Annotated in this window: 14 protein-coding genes; 4 read left to right on the top strand and 10 right to left on the bottom strand. The window is 69.1% G+C overall.

Annotation, left to right across the window (positions count from 1 at the left end; translation table 11 throughout):
* Positions 1-271: 271 nt before the first annotated feature.
* A complete protein-coding gene (locus tag DS843_RS18030) occupies positions 272-925 on the top strand; it encodes an HAD family hydrolase (protein ID WP_149470248.1) in 654 nt (217 codons plus the stop codon).
* A 109-nt stretch (positions 926-1,034) separates the two neighbouring features.
* Positions 1,035-1,232, top strand: coding sequence for a hypothetical protein (locus DS843_RS18025; protein ID WP_149470247.1), 198 nt, complete (start codon positions 1,035-1,037; stop codon positions 1,230-1,232).
* Positions 1,233-1,291: 59 nt separating this feature from the next.
* On the opposite strand, the gene DS843_RS18020 is transcribed toward DS843_RS18025, so the two are convergent.
* Together DS843_RS18020 and DS843_RS18015 are read right to left on the bottom strand one after the other, a co-directional pair.
* A complete protein-coding gene (locus tag DS843_RS18020) occupies positions 1,292-2,404 on the bottom strand; it encodes a lipid II:glycine glycyltransferase FemX (protein ID WP_286192166.1) in 1,113 nt (370 codons plus the stop codon).
* Between the two features lie 453 nt (positions 2,405-2,857).
* Positions 2,858-3,082 (bottom strand): hypothetical protein, encoded by a 225-nt coding sequence (locus DS843_RS18015; protein ID WP_149470245.1) that lies wholly within the window; start codon positions 3,080-3,082, stop codon positions 2,858-2,860.
* A gap of 295 nt (positions 3,083-3,377) precedes the next feature.
* Here DS843_RS18015 and DS843_RS18010 point away from each other — a divergent pair, with 295 nt between their 5' ends.
* Together DS843_RS18010 and DS843_RS18005 are read left to right on the top strand one after the other, a co-directional pair.
* Complete coding sequence (locus DS843_RS18010; protein ID WP_149470244.1) at positions 3,378-4,400, top strand: AAA family ATPase; 1,023 nt, start codon at positions 3,378-3,380, stop codon at positions 4,398-4,400.
* Positions 4,390-5,247 (top strand): ParB/RepB/Spo0J family partition protein, encoded by an 858-nt coding sequence (locus DS843_RS18005; protein ID WP_149470243.1) that lies wholly within the window; start codon positions 4,390-4,392, stop codon positions 5,245-5,247. The genes DS843_RS18010 and DS843_RS18005 overlap by 11 nt, the downstream gene beginning before the upstream one ends.
* A gap of 261 nt (positions 5,248-5,508) precedes the next feature.
* Here the strand turns inward: DS843_RS18005 and xsc are convergent, their stop codons facing one another.
* The 8 genes from xsc to sauS form a co-directional block, all read right to left on the bottom strand.
* Positions 5,509-7,284 carry a sulfoacetaldehyde acetyltransferase gene (gene xsc, locus DS843_RS18000; RefSeq protein WP_149470242.1) on the bottom strand — a complete coding sequence of 592 codons (1,776 nt, stop codon included), beginning with the start codon at positions 7,282-7,284 and terminating at the stop codon, positions 5,509-5,511.
* Positions 7,285-7,343: 59 nt separating this feature from the next.
* Positions 7,344-7,727, bottom strand: a complete 384-nt coding sequence (locus tag DS843_RS17995; protein WP_286192165.1) for a hypothetical protein — start codon at positions 7,725-7,727, stop codon at positions 7,344-7,346.
* A 38-nt stretch (positions 7,728-7,765) separates the two neighbouring features.
* On the bottom strand, positions 7,766-8,716 hold the full coding sequence (locus DS843_RS17990) for a dimethyl sulfoxide reductase anchor subunit family protein (protein WP_149470241.1): 951 nt from the start codon (positions 8,714-8,716) through the stop codon (positions 7,766-7,768).
* A 13-nt stretch (positions 8,717-8,729) separates the two neighbouring features.
* Positions 8,730-9,488, bottom strand: coding sequence for a 4Fe-4S dicluster domain-containing protein (locus DS843_RS17985; protein WP_149470240.1), 759 nt, complete (start codon positions 9,486-9,488; stop codon positions 8,730-8,732).
* Positions 9,485-12,481, bottom strand: coding sequence for a molybdopterin oxidoreductase family protein (locus tag DS843_RS17980; protein WP_149470239.1), 2,997 nt, complete (start codon positions 12,479-12,481; stop codon positions 9,485-9,487). The genes DS843_RS17985 and DS843_RS17980 overlap by 4 nt, the downstream gene beginning before the upstream one ends.
* Positions 12,482-12,581: 100 nt before the next feature.
* The gene (locus tag DS843_RS17975) at positions 12,582-13,490 is read right to left on the bottom strand and encodes a succinate--CoA ligase subunit alpha (RefSeq protein WP_149470238.1); all 909 of its coding nucleotides are present in this window, start codon (positions 13,488-13,490) and stop codon (positions 12,582-12,584) included.
* Positions 13,487-14,611, bottom strand: a complete 1,125-nt coding sequence (gene sucC / locus DS843_RS17970; RefSeq protein WP_149470237.1) for an ADP-forming succinate--CoA ligase subunit beta — start codon at positions 14,609-14,611, stop codon at positions 13,487-13,489. Before sucC ends, DS843_RS17975 begins: the two co-directional genes overlap by 4 nt.
* An 11-nt stretch (positions 14,612-14,622) precedes the next feature.
* Positions 14,623-16,050 (bottom strand): acylating sulfoacetaldehyde dehydrogenase, encoded by a 1,428-nt coding sequence (gene sauS / locus DS843_RS17965; protein WP_149470236.1) that lies wholly within the window; start codon positions 16,048-16,050, stop codon positions 14,623-14,625.
* Positions 16,051-16,052 lie beyond the last annotated feature (2 nt).

Genomic DNA, 16,052 nt, shown 5'->3' with positions numbered 1-16,052 from the left:
CTTTCGGTGTCTCGGGAGTTGGCCGGTGTCTGGGGAGTGGCTGCCGGGGGCTGTCTGCGTCGCGTCCCGGCCTGTTCGATGACTGGACGGTACGCCCAGCCGCCCTCCCCCGCTGTGGCCTGCGCCACACTGTGGGACAGCTTTTCCGAATGGCTGTCTCCTCCACCCGAAGCGTTGAGGCGGGGTGGATTTCCTGTACGATCCCCCGACGCCTTTTCCGGCCCCCGCCACCTTTCCGTGCGGGGCCACCACAACGATGTGAGACGGCGCAATGCCCCAGACTCCCGACCGGTTGGACCCGGAGGTCGTGATCTTCGACTTCGACGGCGTCATCATCGATTCCGTCCCCACCAAGAACGGCGGCTTCGCCATCCTCTACGGCATCGACGATCCGGAGGCGGAGGAGCGGATGCGGCAGACCATCTGGCGCAACGGCGGCCTCAGCCGGTTCAAGATGCTGGAAATCCTGGAGCGGGAGATGTTCGGGCGCGACCCCGGCCCGGCGGAGATCGACGATCTGGCCCGCCGCTACGCCGAGATCGTCGACCCGCGGGTGCCCGATTGCCCGCTGATCGCCGGGGCGGAGGCGGCGCTGGACCGGCTGGACGGCACGCCCTGCCATCTCGTCTCGGGCACGCCGCATGAAGTGTTGCTGGGCACCGTGCGCGCCAAGCGGCTGGACCGGCATTTCCGCACCATCACCGGCTCTCCCAACGTGAAGGCGGAGGTCTTCGCGCGTATCGTCGCAGAGGGTGGGCACGACCCGGCGCAGGCGCTCGCCATCGGTGACTCCCTGACCGAACTGGAGGCCGCCCGCAAGGTCGGCATGGCCTTCGTCGGGGTGGTGTCGGAAGGGCTGCCCAACCCCTTCCCTCCCGATGTGACGGTCGTCGGCGATCTGCACGGGTTGGCCGAGCGGATCTGAGCCGCAGATACGGAGCGTGGATTCGGGTTGATCGGGCCTGCCGGGGTATTGTTTATGAACCAAACAATTCATAAATGACTATGGCACCTATGTCGAAAGGGAGGTCCGTATGCCCGTGCCGAAAGAGGCTGCCGAAGCCGCCCGTGACCGTTATCTGGCGATCCTGAGCGGGTACCCCGGAATGACCCGCGCCGAAGTCACGAAGCTGTCCGACGACTACGCCATCGCGGTCGATTTCGCGACGGGCGTTCCCGATGATCTTCCGAAGGATCTGGACGGAGTGCCGGTGGTCGCACGCACCCAGTAATACGAACGACGCGACGCCCGGTTCATTCTTTTGAACCGGGCGTTTCGGATGTTCGAAGCTTACGCCGGGTTGGACGGGGTGGCATCGGCGCGCCCGGCCTGCCCCTTGTTCAGCGCCATCGCCATCACATGACTGGCCTGCGCGGTGCAGGTCGCGGCGAGCGTGCGCACCGTCTGGCCGCCTTCGACCAGCAGCCGGCTGAGCATCGGGCCGGGCGATTCGAAGGTGCCGATGAACACCCGCTCCTCCTCTCCCTTGCCGGCGAAGCCGCGCTTGAACAGGTGGACGCCGGGGTTGGCCTGGGCGTTCACGCCGTGCAGGTCGTAGCGTTTCCCGCCGCTGGCCTTCACCCATTGCATCGCCTTCCAATGGACGAGGAAGGCCGCGTTCAGCGGCAGCCCGGCCTCGGCGGTGGCCGAATTCTGCATCAGTGCCGTGTCGCCCAGCAGCGACACCACCACCCCGGCCACCGGCTCGCCGTTGTGGGAGGCCATCACGGCGTGCATCTTCATGCCGTCGGGCAGGGCGCGGTGGACCTGGGTCAGGGTGCGGCTGTCGAAGGCGCGGAAGCCCTTGCGGCGCTGCGTCTGGATGAACAGATCGTCGATGGCGTCGAGGATCTCCGGCGAGGAGCCCTCGACGATCTCCAGCCCGACCCCTTCGGCCTTGGCGAGACCGCGGCGCCAGTGGCGCGACAGGTCCTTGTGGATCGTTGCCTCGTCGCGGGTCAGATCCATGATGAAAGTGCGGTAGGGCGCCTTGGCCTCGCTGTGCCGCATGTCCAGCGCGTCCAGGGCGGCGAGCGCGTCGGCGCCCTCCCCTTCCCCATCCTCCACACGCGGCAGGACGCGCAGGAACAGCCCGCGCCGGACGCTGTACTCGGCCTTCATCGCCTCCATGATGGCCTGGAACGCCGCCGGATCGGGCCGGCGGCCCTTCGGGCGCCACATCGGCCCCCACATGGCCAGCGCGATGCCGCCGATGCCCGGCACCCGGCGGACCAGCACCTGTGCCGCGGCCACCGGCTGGCCACCGCGGCGCAGCACGATGTGGCTGAGATCGCGGTTGGGATGGGCGATGCGTCCGAAATCCCAAGTCTGGAAGATGTTGGCGTCGTCGAAGCCCTCCATGACGGCGTACCAGCCGCCGCGGTCCATACGGTCGATCTCCACAGCCGGTGAAGCGTCCAGGCAATCGCCCCCAAGTGCGCCCCCAAGTGCGTCGGTGTGAATCTGGCGTTTCCCCAGCGAAGTCACGTCGAACCTCTCGAGCGGTTGGTCGAATGGCGGAGCCGGGGCAGGCGCCGGCGCGTGGCGCCGGAGGATGCCCGTCCCGCATGCTTGGCCGGAGGCCAGAGCTGTCGGATCGTCTAAGGTCGAAGCCCCGCGGAAAGTCTTATGAGGATCACGCGCGGCCTACGGTCTTTGCGATCGTTCACAAACAATAGGAGTCGCACGGGAAAATCACACAAACCCAGATGGGTTCGCGCAAAATCCCACGGGATTATGCTCTGTGGCTAAGCGCTTTTTCTGCGGGCGGCATGGGATAGGCCCGTTCCACGGCTATGTTGCGCTGCAATAATCCCAATTCGACGCCGGGCAACGGGTTTGCCGGTCGCTGTCTTTTCAGAACATGGTCAATTGGATGATGCCGTCCGCGCGCGCGTGACGCGCCGCCGCGTCGATGGCGGCGTCCTGCGCGCCTTCCTGCGACTGGGCGATCCCGATGGCGATGCGCTCCCCGGCCACCGACACCGTCCAGGTCCAGCGGCCATCGGTCCGCCACGACACGGCCAGCTCGCAGCCATGCGCCTGACACACCAGTTGCCGCACAGACCAGTTCGCCGCCATTCGCGCAACCCCATATCCCCGGTGCCGCCGCCGGCCCCGCATGCCTAGTTATGCACCGGAGAGCCCTGTTTTCGCCAGTGCCGGTTGATCGTCAACTTGGTCATCCGCCGCGTATTTCACCACAGAGGCACAGAGACACGGAGAAGAAACAGCGTGATGGTCTCCGTGTCTCTGTGCCTCTGTGGTTCATCTTTCCCACGAAGGAAGCCGGCGCAGCGGGTAGACACCCATTGCGGGGGTTGGGACGACTTGATAGCTTCGCGGACGACTCCGGCAATGGGTCGATGAGGGGGCAATGACCGGCGACGATTTGAAGCTGCTGCGCGAGAGGCGCGGCCTCACCCAGACGCAGATGGCCGCGTTCGTGAACGAACTGACGGGCCGCCGATACGACAAGCAGCGGCTGAGCAAGTGGGAGACGGGGCGCGAGCCCCTGCCCCGCGACGTGCTGGGCCGGCTGCTTCTGCTGTCCCTGGAACAGCCGCCGACCGAGGCGCCCCGGGCCGGCACGACCATCGCGGTCGGCCTGCAAAAGGGCGGCACGGCCAAGACGGCGACCTCCATCAACGTCGCCTTCATGCTGGCCCGTTCGGGCAACCGCGTGCTGCTGGTGGACGCCGATCCGCAGGGCAACGCCACGGTCCATGTCGGCGTGCCGCAGACCGACGTGGTGGCGCTGACGGAGCAGGGCAGGGTGCTCTACCACGCGCTGATGGGCAAGGCGAAGCTGGCCGAGGTCATCCGCCCGACCGGCGTGGAGGGGCTGGACGTCGTGCCGTCCAGCATCGCGCTCGCCAGCGCCGACACGGAGCTGCCCGGCAACCTGACCAACGCCCAGACCGCCATGGCGGAGATGCTGGACGCGGTGCGGGCCGATTACGACTTCATCCTGATCGACTGCGCGCCGAACCTGGGGGCGGTCACCATCAACGCGCTGACCGCGGCGGACTATGTCCTGATCCCCTGCCAGGCGGAGCCCCACGCCATCCTGGGCGTGAACGCGTTCCTGGACACGGTGACGAAGATCCAACGGCGGCTGAACCCGAACCTGCGGGTGCTGGGCGTTCTTCCGACCATGCTGAACCCCCGCCAGACCCAGGACCGCTCTTCGCTGGAGGACATCGGTCGGCTGTGGGGGGAGGATTACCGCGTCTTCCCGCCGGTGCCGCGCGCGACCATCTACGCGCAGGCCGCCGGTGCCAACGTCATCACGCTGGACGCCGACATCGGCGCGCCGGGCGTGGAGAGCTACGCCGCCATCGCCGGTGCCCTTCTGAAGGCCGCCGGACGCATCCGGGAGTCGGTCGATGCCGCCTAAGAAGCTGACCCGCCAGACCGCCGCCACGGTCCTGCAAGCGAAGAACACCGCTCCGGCTCTGGAGACCGACCGGCTGTTCGGGCTGACCGGCACCCTGCCCCGGCTGATCGAGGCCGACGTGGCCGCCATCCGCACCGACCCCAACCAGCCCCGCACCGTCTTCGACGAGACGGCGCTCGCCTCGCTGGCCGACTCCATCGAGCGGCACGGGCTTCAGCAGCCGGTTCTGGTGCAGGAGACGGCGGAGAAGGGCGTCTATCGCCTCGTGGCCGGCGAGCGCCGTCTGCGCGCCCACCAGATGCTCGGACGTCCGACCATCGCCGCCATCATCACCAAGGGCAAGGCGGAGGAGATCGCGCTGATCGAGAACGTCCAGCGCGTGGACCTGGACGCCATCGATCTGGCCCGCGGCCTGACCCAGCTCATCGACAGCCACGGCTACGCCCAGGCGGAGGTCGCCGCGGTGCTCGGCTGCTCGGAGGCCGAGGTGTCGAAGCGGCTGAAGGTGCTGGACCTGCCGACCGACATCCTCCGCGAGTACCGGGAAAACCCCGACGCGGTGTCCCGTTCCGCTCTGGTCGAGCTGGCCTTCGTCGGCGACGAAGGGGAGGTGAGGCGGCTGTGGCAGTCGGCGCGCACCGGCGGGCTGACGGTGCAGTCGGTCCGCGCGGCGCGGGCGGCCAAAGCGCCGGGCTCGGTGGAGCCGATGCGCGTTCTTGGCCGCTCGATCAACCGCATCGAGAAGGAGCTGAAGGCCATCGACGCGGTCAGCAACGCGATGCAGAAGGAGCATCGGGAGCTTCTGCGGGACCTGCGGATGCGCATCGACGATCTGCTGGGGGAGTAAAGGGTTTCGAAATCGAAAGCGTCTTATGGTTGCTATTAATATCTTGTATTGCAACCAGTGAGGGCTTTCGAAGTCGAAACGTGGGATGCCATTAGGTGTTGCATTTGGAAAGCCTTGCCCCCACCCCAACCCTCCCCTGCGCAGCGGGGAAGGGGGCAAAAAAGTTCCCTCCCCTGCGTTAGCGGGGGAGGGTTAGGGAGGGGGCAAAGCCCCTGCAACTCATGACAAAGAAGCACCGCTCAAACGGCGCCGCGCCCCGCCTTACAAGGCCTGCTGCGTGCGCATGTCCGCCGGGTCGATGCCGGCGACCGCGACCGGCTTCTTCATGGCGTCGCGGCGGAACGGTTCGCCCAGCTCCTGGTTCAAGATCACCTCGACGAAGGTGGTGATGCCGCGCCCCTGGTCCTCGATGGCCTGGCGCAGGGCCGCCGTCACCTCGTCCTGGGTGCGCGCGGTGACGCCCTTCAGACCGCAGCCCTCGGCGACCTTGGCGTAGCTGAGCTTGGGGTTCAGCTCCGTGCCGACGAAGTTGTTGTCGAACCACAGCGTCGTGTTGCGCTTCTCCGCGCCCCATTGGAAGTTCCGGAAGATCACCATGGTGACCGCCGGCCATCCTTCGCGCCCGATGGAGGACATCTCGTTCATCGAGATGCCGAACGCGCCGTCACCGGCGAACCCCACCACCGGCGTGTTCGGGCAGCCGATCTTCGCGCCGACGATCGACGGGAAGCCGTAGCCGCAGGGGCCGAACATGCCCGGCGCCAGATACTTCCGCCCCTCCTCGAAGGTGGGGTAGGCATTCCCGATGGCGCAGTTGTTGCCGATGTCGGTGGAGAGGATGGCGTCCGCCGGCAAGGCGGCCTGGATGGCCCGCCACGCCTGCCGCGGCGACATGCGGTCGGACTCGCGTTCGCGCGCCTCGGCGTTCCAGCTCGTTCCGGGGTCGTCGTCCTCATGGTCGAGCGAGGAGAGCAGTTGCAGCCACGCCGACTTGGTCTGGTGGATCAAGGCGCGGCGCTCCAGCCGTCCCGTATCCCCGGCGCCGGGGGCGAGCTGCGCCAGGATTTGCTGCGCAACTTGGCGGGCATCGCCGCAGATGCCGACCGAGACCTTCTTGGTCAGGCCGATGCGGTCGGGATTGATGTCCACCTGGATGATCTTCGCATCCTTCGGCCAATAGTCGATGCCGTAGCCGGGTAGGGTGGAGAAGGGGTTGAGCCGCGTGCCGAGCGCCAGAACGACGTCGGCCTTGGCGATCAGCTCCATCGCCGCCTTCGACCCGTTGTAGCCGAGCGGCCCGACCGACAGCGGGTGGCTGCCGGGGAAGGCGTCGTTGTGCTGGTAGCCGCAGCAGACCGGCGCGTCCAGCCGCTCCGCCAGCGCGATGCTGTCCGGAATGGCACCGCCGATCACCACCCCGGCGCCGTTGAGGATGACCGGAAATTTCGCCTCCGACAGCAGGCGCGCCGCCTCGGCGATGGCCTGCCGTCCGCCCGCCGGGCGCTCCAGCCGGACGATCTGCGGCAGCTCGACGTCGATCACCTGGGTCCAGAAATCGCGCGGCACGTTGATCTGCGCCGGTGCGCAGCCGCGCCACGCCTTCTCGATGACGCGGTTCAGAACCTCGGCCATGCGGCTGGGGTCGCGCACTTCCTCCTGATAGCAGACCATGTCCTTGAACATGGCCATCTGCTCGACCTCCTGGAAACCGCCCTGGCCGATGGTCTTGTTGGCAGCCTGGGGCGTCACCAGAAGCATCGGCGTGTGGTTCCAGTAGGCCGTTTTGATGGAGGTGACGAAGCCGGTCACGCCGGGGCCGTTCTGGGCGATGGCCATGGCCATCTCGCCGGTGACGCGGCTGTATCCGTCGCAGATCAGGGCGGCGTTGGTCTCGTGTGCGCAGTCCCAGAACCGGATGCCGGCCTTGGGGAAGAGGTCGGAGACCGGCATCATGGCCGATCCGATGATCCCGAAGGCGTGCCGGATGCCGTGCATCTGAAGGACCTTCACGAACGCTTCCTCGGTGGTCATTTTCATGGTGCGCATCCTCGTTTCATGGATGGGTGGCATGGGATGAAGGGGTTAGGGCGAAGCGGTCAGCCGGCGGTGACGCGCGGCATGGCCCGCTCGCCGGGGCCGGGGAGAATGGCGGGCCGGTGCACGGCGATCAGGGGGGCGTAGCCGTCGGCCCCCTCCGGCATCGGCATGGCGAACCAGCGGTAATGGCGCCCGCTCCAGACGAGCAGCCCTTGGCTCAGGCCGTTCCCGTCCACCGCGAAGCGGTCCATAAGGCGGCAGGCGAGGCCGGCGGTCAGCGGCTCGTAGACGACGCCGGGACCGGAGCGGAACCCCACGCGGGGGCGGGAGGGTGAACCGCAGATGTAGAGGCTCTGGGCGCCCATCGCCTCGGCGCGGGTCATGAAGAAGGCCAGGGCGGAGCCGTGATGTGCTTGGCCGTGCGGCATGTCTGCATGCGGCATGTCTGCTCCTTTCCCGATGTTGGGGCGAAGAGGCGCGCTCAGGCTTCCCCGGCGCCGTAGAAGAGGGTCACGGTGTGCTTCGCCTCGGCGAAGAAGAGCCAGCGCTCGGCGATCACCCCCAGCGTGGCGGCGGCGGCGGCCAGAAGCGCCAGGGTGCCGGACAGGGCGCCGGGGCCGGCGGCCAGCGCGCCGAGGCTCAGCGCCGCCGGCAGGGCGAAGGCGGCGACGCGGGTGACGAGGCGCAGGCGGACGGCGTGGCGGCGCCCGACGCGGAAGCCCATTTCCTTGAGCAGGTAGTTGTCCTCGCTGTGCGGGCTATCGAGCAGGCGGACCCGCCCGATATGGCCGAGGCCGGTCGCCGTCTCCGCCGTGCTGACGGGACGGGCGGTGGCGCAGTGGCGCCAATGCCCTTCCTTGGCCGCCCAGGCCAGCCCCACCGACGCCAGCGCCAGCAGGGAGGACCAACCCGACGCCTGCCCCGCCACGCCCAGCAGCGCGTTCAGAAGCAGCGCCCCGGTCATCAGCGACAGGGCGAGATAGGCGCGCGGCACCCAGGGGTTGGCCCACTGGCGGATGGGCTTCAGCGAGGCGTAGATCATCGCCGTGCAGTAGACGGTCACCGCCGCCATCGCCGCGGTGATCCAGCCGGCGATGCCGGTGATGACGCCGGTGGTCGCCAGGGCGATCCAGGCGATGGCGAAGACACCTGCCGGCAGGAAGGTGGCGACCGCCGCCACCCCTTCGCGCGACAGCCAGGAGCTGCGCCATTGCGACAGCGCCCGCCACGCCCGTTCCGGACGGCCGAGATGGGCCAGTGAGGACAGCAGCCCGGCCACCACCAGCCCCAGGGCGAGGGCAAGGGCGGCGAGGCCGAACAGCGGGTTCGCCGGAAGCAGCCCGAGCGGCGCCAGCAGGCCCAGCAGGGCGAGCAGCCCATAGCCGGCGCCCGCAGCACTCGTGAAGAAGATGATGGAGAAGGCCGGATGCATGGGACTTCCTCCTTCAGCGCGCCAGGATGCGGTCGGCCCATTTCAGCAGGCCGTGGAGTGGCAGATCGTCGTTGGCGCTGTCCTTGGCGACGCGCTCGTCAAGCGTCAGAGTGGGCCGGGGCCGGGGCGGCAGATACTTGTTGGTCGGCTCGTAGCCCAGCTCCGGCATCAGGTCGTAGCCGCCGCGCTCCGCCACCAGCTTCGACACGGCGGAGGACGGGTCGGCGAGGTCGCCGAAATGGCGGGCGGAGGTCGGGCAGACCATGACGCAGGCCGGCACCCGGTCCGCCTCATCCAAGGTCTCGTTGTAGATGCGGTCGATGCAGAGCGTGCATTTCTTCATCACGCCGACATCCTGGTCGAACTCCCGCGCGCCGTAGGGGCAGGCCCAGGAGCAGAGCTTGCAGCCGATGCACAGATCCTCGTTGACCAGAACGATGCCGTCCTCGGCCCGCTTGTAGGAGGCGCCGGTCGGGCAGACGGTCACGCAGGCCGGCTGTTCGCAATGCAGGCAGGAGCGCGGGAAGTTGGTGGTGCGCGATCCGCAGCCGCCGCTCTGCTCGGTGCCGGCCTCGAAGCTGTGGATGCGGTTGAACCACACCCCGTCCGGCCCGGCGCCGTAGGCGTCGACATCGGTCAGCGGCGCCATGTGGCCGCCGTGGTTCCACTGCTTGCAGGCCACCGCGCAGGCGTGGCAGCCGACGCAGGTGTCGAGGTCGATGACCAGCCCCAGCCGGGGGGCGCCGGGCTCGCGGTCGGGAAGGCTCGTCATGCGCGGTTCCTCCGGGCAGCGGGGCGAAAGACGGCGCCGGTCCGCAGGATGGCGGGGGGCGGCTCGACGCCCGGCGGCATGGCCTGGGCGGGGAAGCGCGGCATCGTCTCGGCCCGCTCCTTGGGCGGGGCCTTCTCGACGCGGACGCGCAGGTCGTACCAGGCGGCCTGCCCGGTCACAGGGTCGGCGTTGGCGTGGCGGTAGCCGTTGCGCTCCGGCAGCAGTTCCGAGATCAGGTGGTTGAGCAGGAAGCCCTTCGTCCCCTCCGGCGCGTCGGTGGACAGGTTCCAGGCGCCGGAGCGCTTGCCGATGGCGTTCCAGGTCCAGACCGTCCCGGCCTCCACCCCGTCCATCAGCCGGACCGGCACCCGGACGCGCCCGGTCGGGCTGGTCACCCAGGCCCAGTCGCCGTCGGCGAGGCCGAGTTCCTCCGCGGTGGAGCGCGCAATGTAGAGGCTGTTGCGCGCCAGGATCTGCCGCAGCCAGGCGTTCTGCGAGCCCCAGGAATGGTACATGGGCATCGGGCGCTGGGTGACGGCGTGCAGGGGGAAGGCGCCCTCGTCCAGCCCCTCCTCCTCCAGCGGCGGATACCAGAAGGGCAGGGGGTCGAAGTAGGTCTCCACCCGCTGCCGCTTGTCGGCGGGCGGCACCACCGCGCCGTGCCCGCGCGCGGCGAGGCGGAATTTCTGGAGCGGCTCGACGTAGAGCTGGAGGATCACCGGCTCCGGCTTGTCGAGGAAGCCCATGCGGGTGGCGGTCTCCAGATAGGCCTGGTTGGCGTGTTTGAAATAGTGCTGCTCCGGTGGCAGCTCGAAATGCCAGAAGCAGCCGTTGCGGACGTAGCGGTCGAGCTGGTCCGGGTTGGGCGCGCCCTTGCCGGCCTCCGTCCCGTCGGCGCCGCGCCAGCCGGCCAGCGGGCCGATGCCGGGCTTGCGCTCATGGTTGGTCATGTAGTCGGGATAGCCGCCGGGGTAGCGCGGGCTGCCGTCCTCGCGGACGAAGGCGGGCAGGCCGAGACGGGCGCCCAGCTCGATCAGCACGTCCTGGAAGGGCCGCACGTCGCGGTCGGGGGTCAGCACCGGCTGGCGGATGGAATCGCCGGGGCCGTGCGCGCTGCCGATCGGACGGTCGAGCAGCGAGATGCAGTCCCACCGCTCCAGATAGGTGGTGTCGGCCAGCACGAGGTCGGCGTAGGCCACCATCTCCGACGCGTAGGCGTCGCAATAGACGATGAAGGGGATGCGGTACTCGCCGGTGTCGGGGTCCTTGTCGGACAGCATCCGCATCGTCTCGGACGTGTTCATCGACGAGTTCCAGGCCATGTTGGCCATGTACATGAACAGCGTGTCGACGCGGTACGGGTCGCCCTCCCAGGCGTTGGCGACCACCATGTGCATCAGCCCGTGCACCGACAGCGGCGCGTCCCAACTGAAGGCCTTGTCGATGCGCAGCGGCTGCCCGTCCTCGCCGACCAGCAGATCCTCCGGCCCCATGGGGTAGCCGAGCGGCATCCCGGCGATGGCTTTGCCGGGGCCGGTCTCGCCGCGCTTGCCGGCGGGCTTGGGACCCGGCGGGGCGGGGCGGGGGTAGGGCGACTTGTAGCGCCAGCCGCCCGGCACGTCGATGGTGCCCAGCAGGATTTGCAGGATGTGGATGGCCCGGCAGGTGTGGAAGCCATTGGAATGGGCCGAGATGCCGCGCATGGCGTGCATGGCGATGGGCCGCCCGACCATCCGCTCGTGGCGCCGCCCGGCCCAGTCGGTCCAGGGCTGCTCGATGGTCAGCGTCTCCTGGAAGGCGAGGTGGGCCATCTCCGCGGCGATGCGGCGGATGGTGTCGGCGGGAACGCCGCAGCGCTCGGCCACCGCTTCCGGCGCGTGCTGCGGGTCGAGGTAGCGCTCGGCCAGCAGATGGAAGGAGGGCACGGCCCGCCGCCCGTCGGGCAGGGTGACGGCGCCGACCAGTGCCGGGTGGATGCCGGCTTGCGCGGCGGGGACGGCGCGCCGCTCCACCGCGTCCCAGGCCAGCGGGGCGCCGTCGGCGTCGCGGGCGAACAGGCCGTCGTCGGGGGCGCCGGGGTCCTGGATGACCAGCCAGGGGGCGTTGGTGTAGCGGACGAGATACTCGGCGTCGATGCGGTCGGCGCGCAGAAGCTCGTGGATCAGGGCGAAGACGAACAGCCCGTCGCTGCCCGGACGGATGCCGACCCATTCGTCGGCGATGGCGGAATAGCCGGTCTTGATCGGGTTGACGGAGACGATCTTGGCGCCGTTCGCCTTCATCTTCGACAGGCCGATCTTGATCGGGTTGCTGTCATGGTCCTCGGCCACCCCGAACAGCAGCAGGTAACGGGTGTTGTCCCAGTCCGGCTCCCCGAACTCCCAGAAGCTGCCGCCCAGCGTGTACATGCCCGCCGCCGCCATGTTGACGGAGCAGAAGCCGCCGTGCGCCGCGAAGTTGGGCGTGCCGAACTGCGCCGCCCAGAAGCCGGTCAGCGACTGGCTCTGGTCGCGCCCGGTGAAGAAGGCGAGCTTGCTGGGGTCGTCGTCGCGGATTTTGGACAGGCGCTCGGTCAGGATGGTCAGCGCCTCGTCCCACTCGATCTCGCGGAATTCGCCGGTGCCGCGCTCCCCCGTGCGCAGCAGCGGCTTGCGCAGCTTGGCCGGGGAGTTCTGGGTCATGATGCCGGCGGACCCCTTGGCGCAGATCACGCCGTGGTTCACCGGATGGTCCTTGTTCCCCTCGATGAAGCGGAGCTGGCCGTCCTTGATGTGCACTTTGATGCCGCAGCGGCAGGCGCACATGTAGCAGGTGGTGTATTTGACCGTGTCGGAGACGGTCGGCGAGGGGTCGATGTTCTCGCGCGGCGACTGGTAGCGGTCGAGCCAGCCGCGCGCGTCCTCCGGCGCCGCCGGCCCGCTCCTTCGCTGGTGGCTCTGGGTGAAGGCGAACCCGCGCGCACGCTGGCCGCCGACGTCGTCGATCTTCGCCATCCTGTTCCGTTCCCTTCCGGAATGCCTCCCCCGTTCCCTCCCGGCGGGTGCCGGGAGAGGGGGCGGTTGCCGTGCCGTTCCTAAAAAAGCCGCCGGTCGCTCAGTCCGCGAGCCGCTGCGCGCCCGACCGCTTCGCGGCCTCGGCCATCAGCGCGTCGAGGGCCGCCGGCAGGTCGCCGGGCACGTCCACCACGACGGCCCCGGCCCGTTCCAGCGCACCGCGCTTGGAGGCGTAGCTGCCGCGGTCGCCGGTCACGATGGCCCCGGCATGGCCCATCTTCTTGCCCGGCGGGGAGGCGCGCCCCGCGATGAAGGAGACGACGGGCTTGTCCGTCTTCGCCACCAGCTCCGCCGCCTCCTCCTCCATGCTGCCGCCGATCTCGCCGATCAGGGCGATGGCGTCGGTGCCCGGATCGTCGATCAGGGCGGCCAGCGCGTCCTTGGTCGTGGTGCCGATCATCGGGTCGCCGCCGATGCCGAGGAAGGCCGACTGGCCATGGCCGCCGCGCACGAGGTTCAGGCAGACCAGCGTGCCCAGGCTGCCGCTGCGCGAGATGACGCCGACCCGGCCCGGCTGGAAGACGCGCGGGTTGAAGGCGGGCATGATGCCGACGAAGCATTCCCCCGGCGTCACGATGCCGGCGGTGTTCGGCCCGATGATGCGGGTGCCGTGCTCCGCCGCCGCGGCGTGCATCTCCATCACGTCGTGGGATGGGATGTGCTCGGTCAGGCAGACGACCGTCTTCGCCCCGGCCTCGATGGCGTCGATGGCGGCGGCCTTGGCGGCGGCGGGCGGGATGAACATCACCGACACGTCGAAGCCGCCGTTCGCCATCGCCTCCTTCGCGGTGGCGAAGATGGGCACGCCGCAATGGCTCTGCCCCGCCTTCTTCGGGTTGACGCCGCCGACCACGGTGGTGCCGTAGGCTTGCATCTGCTCGGTCCAGAAGGTGCCCTGCTTGCCGGTGATGCCCTGCACCAGGACCCGGTCGCTCTTGCGTACGATCATCGCGCGGCCTCCACGGCTGCCGAGATGGCGTCTTCCATCCGGTCGTAGGGTTCGATCCCCAATTCCTCCCGCACCATGCGCACGGCCTCGTCCTCGCCGGTGCCGTGGATGGAGAAGAAGACGGGGATGGTGGGGTTCAGCGTCTTCCAGGCCTGGATCACGCCGCCAGCCATCACGTCGGTGCGGGCGAAGGCGCCGCAGAAATTGACGACGAGGCTTTTGACGCCGGGGTTGGACAGCACGAGGTCCAGCGCCTCCGTCCCCTTGGTGTAGGCCTCGCCGCCGATCTCCAGGAAATTGGCGGGGCGCCCGCCGGCGTGGCTGACCACGTCCATCGTTGTCATGGTCAGCCCGGCGCCGTTCGCCAGGACGCCGACGTTGCCCTCAAGCTCGATGTATTTGAGGTCGAGCGCCCGTCCGCGCTCCTCCAGCGCCGACAGCGGCTCCTTCGCGCCCAGCCCGGCGATGTCCGCCTGCCGGTAGAGCGCGGAATCGTCCACCGTCAGCTTGCAGTCCAGCGGCACGACGCGGCCGTCGGCCAGCAGGGCCAGCGGGTTGATCTCCAGCAGTTCGGCGTCGTGCTGGCGGTAGACGCGGTAGAGATCGACCAGCATCGCCGCCACCGGCACGGCGGCCTCGCCGAGATCGAGCCCCAGCAGCAGGCGGCGCGCGTCCGCCGGGCCGAAGCCCTTGCGGATGTCCACCGACATGCGGCGCAGGGATTCGGGGCGGGTCGCCGCGACCTCCTCGATGTCCATGCCGCCCTCGGTGGAGAACAGCACGAGCGGGCTGCGGCTGGCCGGGTCGTTCAGCACCGCGGCGTAGAATTCGCGGGCGATGGCCGCCTGCTCCTCGACCAGCACGCGGGCGACCGGGAAGCCGCCGATCTCCATGCCCAGGATGGCCTGCGCGGATGCTGCGGCCTCCTCCGGCGTGGCGGCCAGCTTCACGCCGCCCGACTTGCCGCGCTTGCCGGTCGGCACCTGCGCCTTGACCACCACCGGCCCGATGGCGCGGGCGGCGGCTTCGGCCTCCTGCGCGCTGGCGCAGAGGCGCCCCTGCGGAACGCTCACCCCGGCACGGGCGAGAACGGATTTTCCGGCATGTTCCTCGAAGTTCATCGTCGCCTCCGTCAGCGTCCGTGGCGGGACCAGAAGGGGCCGAACAGGGCCTCTTCGCTCGGCTTGTCCTCCGGGATCGGGCGGACGAGGTGGGTGATGTTGACGAAATGCTTCCAGTTCAGGTTCTCGGAGATGGAGTTCTTCTGCCAGCTCCCGCAGCCCATGGAGAGGGTGAAGTTCAGCCCGCTGTCGAAGCCGCCGCCGTTGCCGAAGGTGTGCGCGAAGTTGACCAGAACGCGCACCACGTCCAGCTCGTCGGCCAGCCGCTTGGCGTGCGCGTCGTCCCGCGTGTGGATGCCGCAGGAATGGCCGCGCCCCTGGTGGTCGAGGATTCGGCGCACCTGATCGACCGCCGCGTCGAAGTCCGGCACCCGGTAGACGGCCAGGACCAGCGACAGCTTCTCTCCGGAGAAGGGATGCGCCTTGCCTACGCCCGTCTCCTCCACCAGGAAGAAGCGGGCCTCGCGCGCCTTGGGCGACAGCTCGAACGCATCGGCCAGGATGGCGGCGTCCTTGGCGATCAGCTTGCGGTTCAGCTTGCCGTTCTCCCACAGGCGGGACTGCACCCGCTCCCGCTCCTCCGCGGTGCAGAGGTAACCGCCGGCCTCCTCCAGCGCCGCGATGGTCGCGTCGTAGACGGAGTCGAGAACGACGAGCGCGTTCTCCGACGAGCAGGAGGTGGAGTTGTCGAAGGTCTTGGAGGCGCAAATCTTGCGCGCCGCCTCGGCCAGGTCGGCGCTCTCGTCCACGATGACCGGAACGTTGCCGGCCCCGACACCGATGGCCGGGGTGCCGCTGGAATAGGCGCGGCGCACGTTGTCCTGCGAGCCGGTGACGACGACCAGATCGACCGCCTCCATCAGCGCCTGGGTCAGGCCCTTGGTGATGGGGGTGGGGATCATCTGCACCAGATCCTCCGGCGCGCCGATCCGCGCCAGCTCGGCCCGCATCAGCTCGACCGTGCGGCCGGTGGCGGTGGAGCCCATGGGGGAGGGGGCGATGATGATGGCGTTGCGGCCCTTGACGGCCATCATCGCCTTGTTGACCGGGGTGGCCGCCGGGTTGGTGGAGGGGGTGACGGCGCCGACGACGCCCAGCGGCTTGGCGATCTTGACGATGCCCTTGGCGGTGTCCTCCTCGATCACGCCGACGGTGCGCACCCGCATCAGGTCGCGCAGCGTGCCGAAGGTCTTGCGCTGGTTCTTGGTGATCTTATCCGTAACGTTGCCGAGGCCGGTGTCGGCCACCGCCAGCTCCGCCAGGGCGCGGGCGCGGCCCGGCTCGTAGATGGACCAGGCGAGGGCCGCGACGGCGTCGTCCACCTGCTCCTGCGTCGCGTCGGCGAAGGCGCGCTGGGCGGCGCGGGCGCGGGCGACGAGGGCGGCGATGGCCTCCTGGTCGGCGCTGGCCGGCGTTCGGTCGAGCATGATGTTGTCCATGG

This window comes from Roseomonas genomospecies 6 (genome assembly GCF_008365375.1).
Lineage (GTDB): Bacteria > Pseudomonadota > Alphaproteobacteria > Azospirillales > Azospirillaceae > Azospirillum.
Note: the sequence above shows the minus strand (reverse complement) of the source record. Positions and strands in the feature narration are given on the sequence as shown.

What these genes read in the sequence shown, in the direction of transcription:
- DS843_RS17990 (WP_149470241.1), bottom strand. Translation starts at nt 8,716, where the DNA reads ATGCATCCGGCCTTCTCCATCATCTTCTTCACGAGTGCTGCGGGCGCC.
- DS843_RS18010 (WP_149470244.1), top strand. Translation starts at nt 3,378, where the DNA reads ATGACCGGCGACGATTTGAAGCTGCTGCGCGAGAGGCGCGGCCTCACC.
- xsc (WP_149470242.1), bottom strand. Translation starts at nt 7,284, where the DNA reads ATGAAAATGACCACCGAGGAAGCGTTCGTGAAGGTCCTTCAGATGCAC.
- sucC (WP_149470237.1), bottom strand. Translation starts at nt 14,611, where the DNA reads ATGAACTTCGAGGAACATGCCGGAAAATCCGTTCTCGCCCGTGCCGGG.
- DS843_RS18015 (WP_149470245.1), bottom strand. Translation starts at nt 3,082, where the DNA reads ATGGCGGCGAACTGGTCTGTGCGGCAACTGGTGTGTCAGGCGCATGGC.
- DS843_RS18030 (WP_149470248.1), top strand. Translation starts at nt 272, where the DNA reads ATGCCCCAGACTCCCGACCGGTTGGACCCGGAGGTCGTGATCTTCGAC.
- DS843_RS18005 (WP_149470243.1), top strand. Translation starts at nt 4,390, where the DNA reads ATGCCGCCTAAGAAGCTGACCCGCCAGACCGCCGCCACGGTCCTGCAA.
- DS843_RS17985 (WP_149470240.1), bottom strand. Translation starts at nt 9,488, where the DNA reads ATGACGAGCCTTCCCGACCGCGAGCCCGGCGCCCCCCGGCTGGGGCTG.
- sauS (WP_149470236.1), bottom strand. Translation starts at nt 16,050, where the DNA reads ATGGACAACATCATGCTCGACCGAACGCCGGCCAGCGCCGACCAGGAG.
- DS843_RS17975 (WP_149470238.1), bottom strand. Translation starts at nt 13,490, where the DNA reads ATGATCGTACGCAAGAGCGACCGGGTCCTGGTGCAGGGCATCACCGGC.
- DS843_RS17995 (WP_286192165.1), bottom strand. Translation starts at nt 7,727, where the DNA reads ATGCCGCATGCAGACATGCCGCACGGCCAAGCACATCACGGCTCCGCC.
- DS843_RS18025 (WP_149470247.1), top strand. Translation starts at nt 1,035, where the DNA reads ATGCCCGTGCCGAAAGAGGCTGCCGAAGCCGCCCGTGACCGTTATCTG.
- DS843_RS17980 (WP_149470239.1), bottom strand. Translation starts at nt 12,481, where the DNA reads ATGGCGAAGATCGACGACGTCGGCGGCCAGCGTGCGCGCGGGTTCGCC.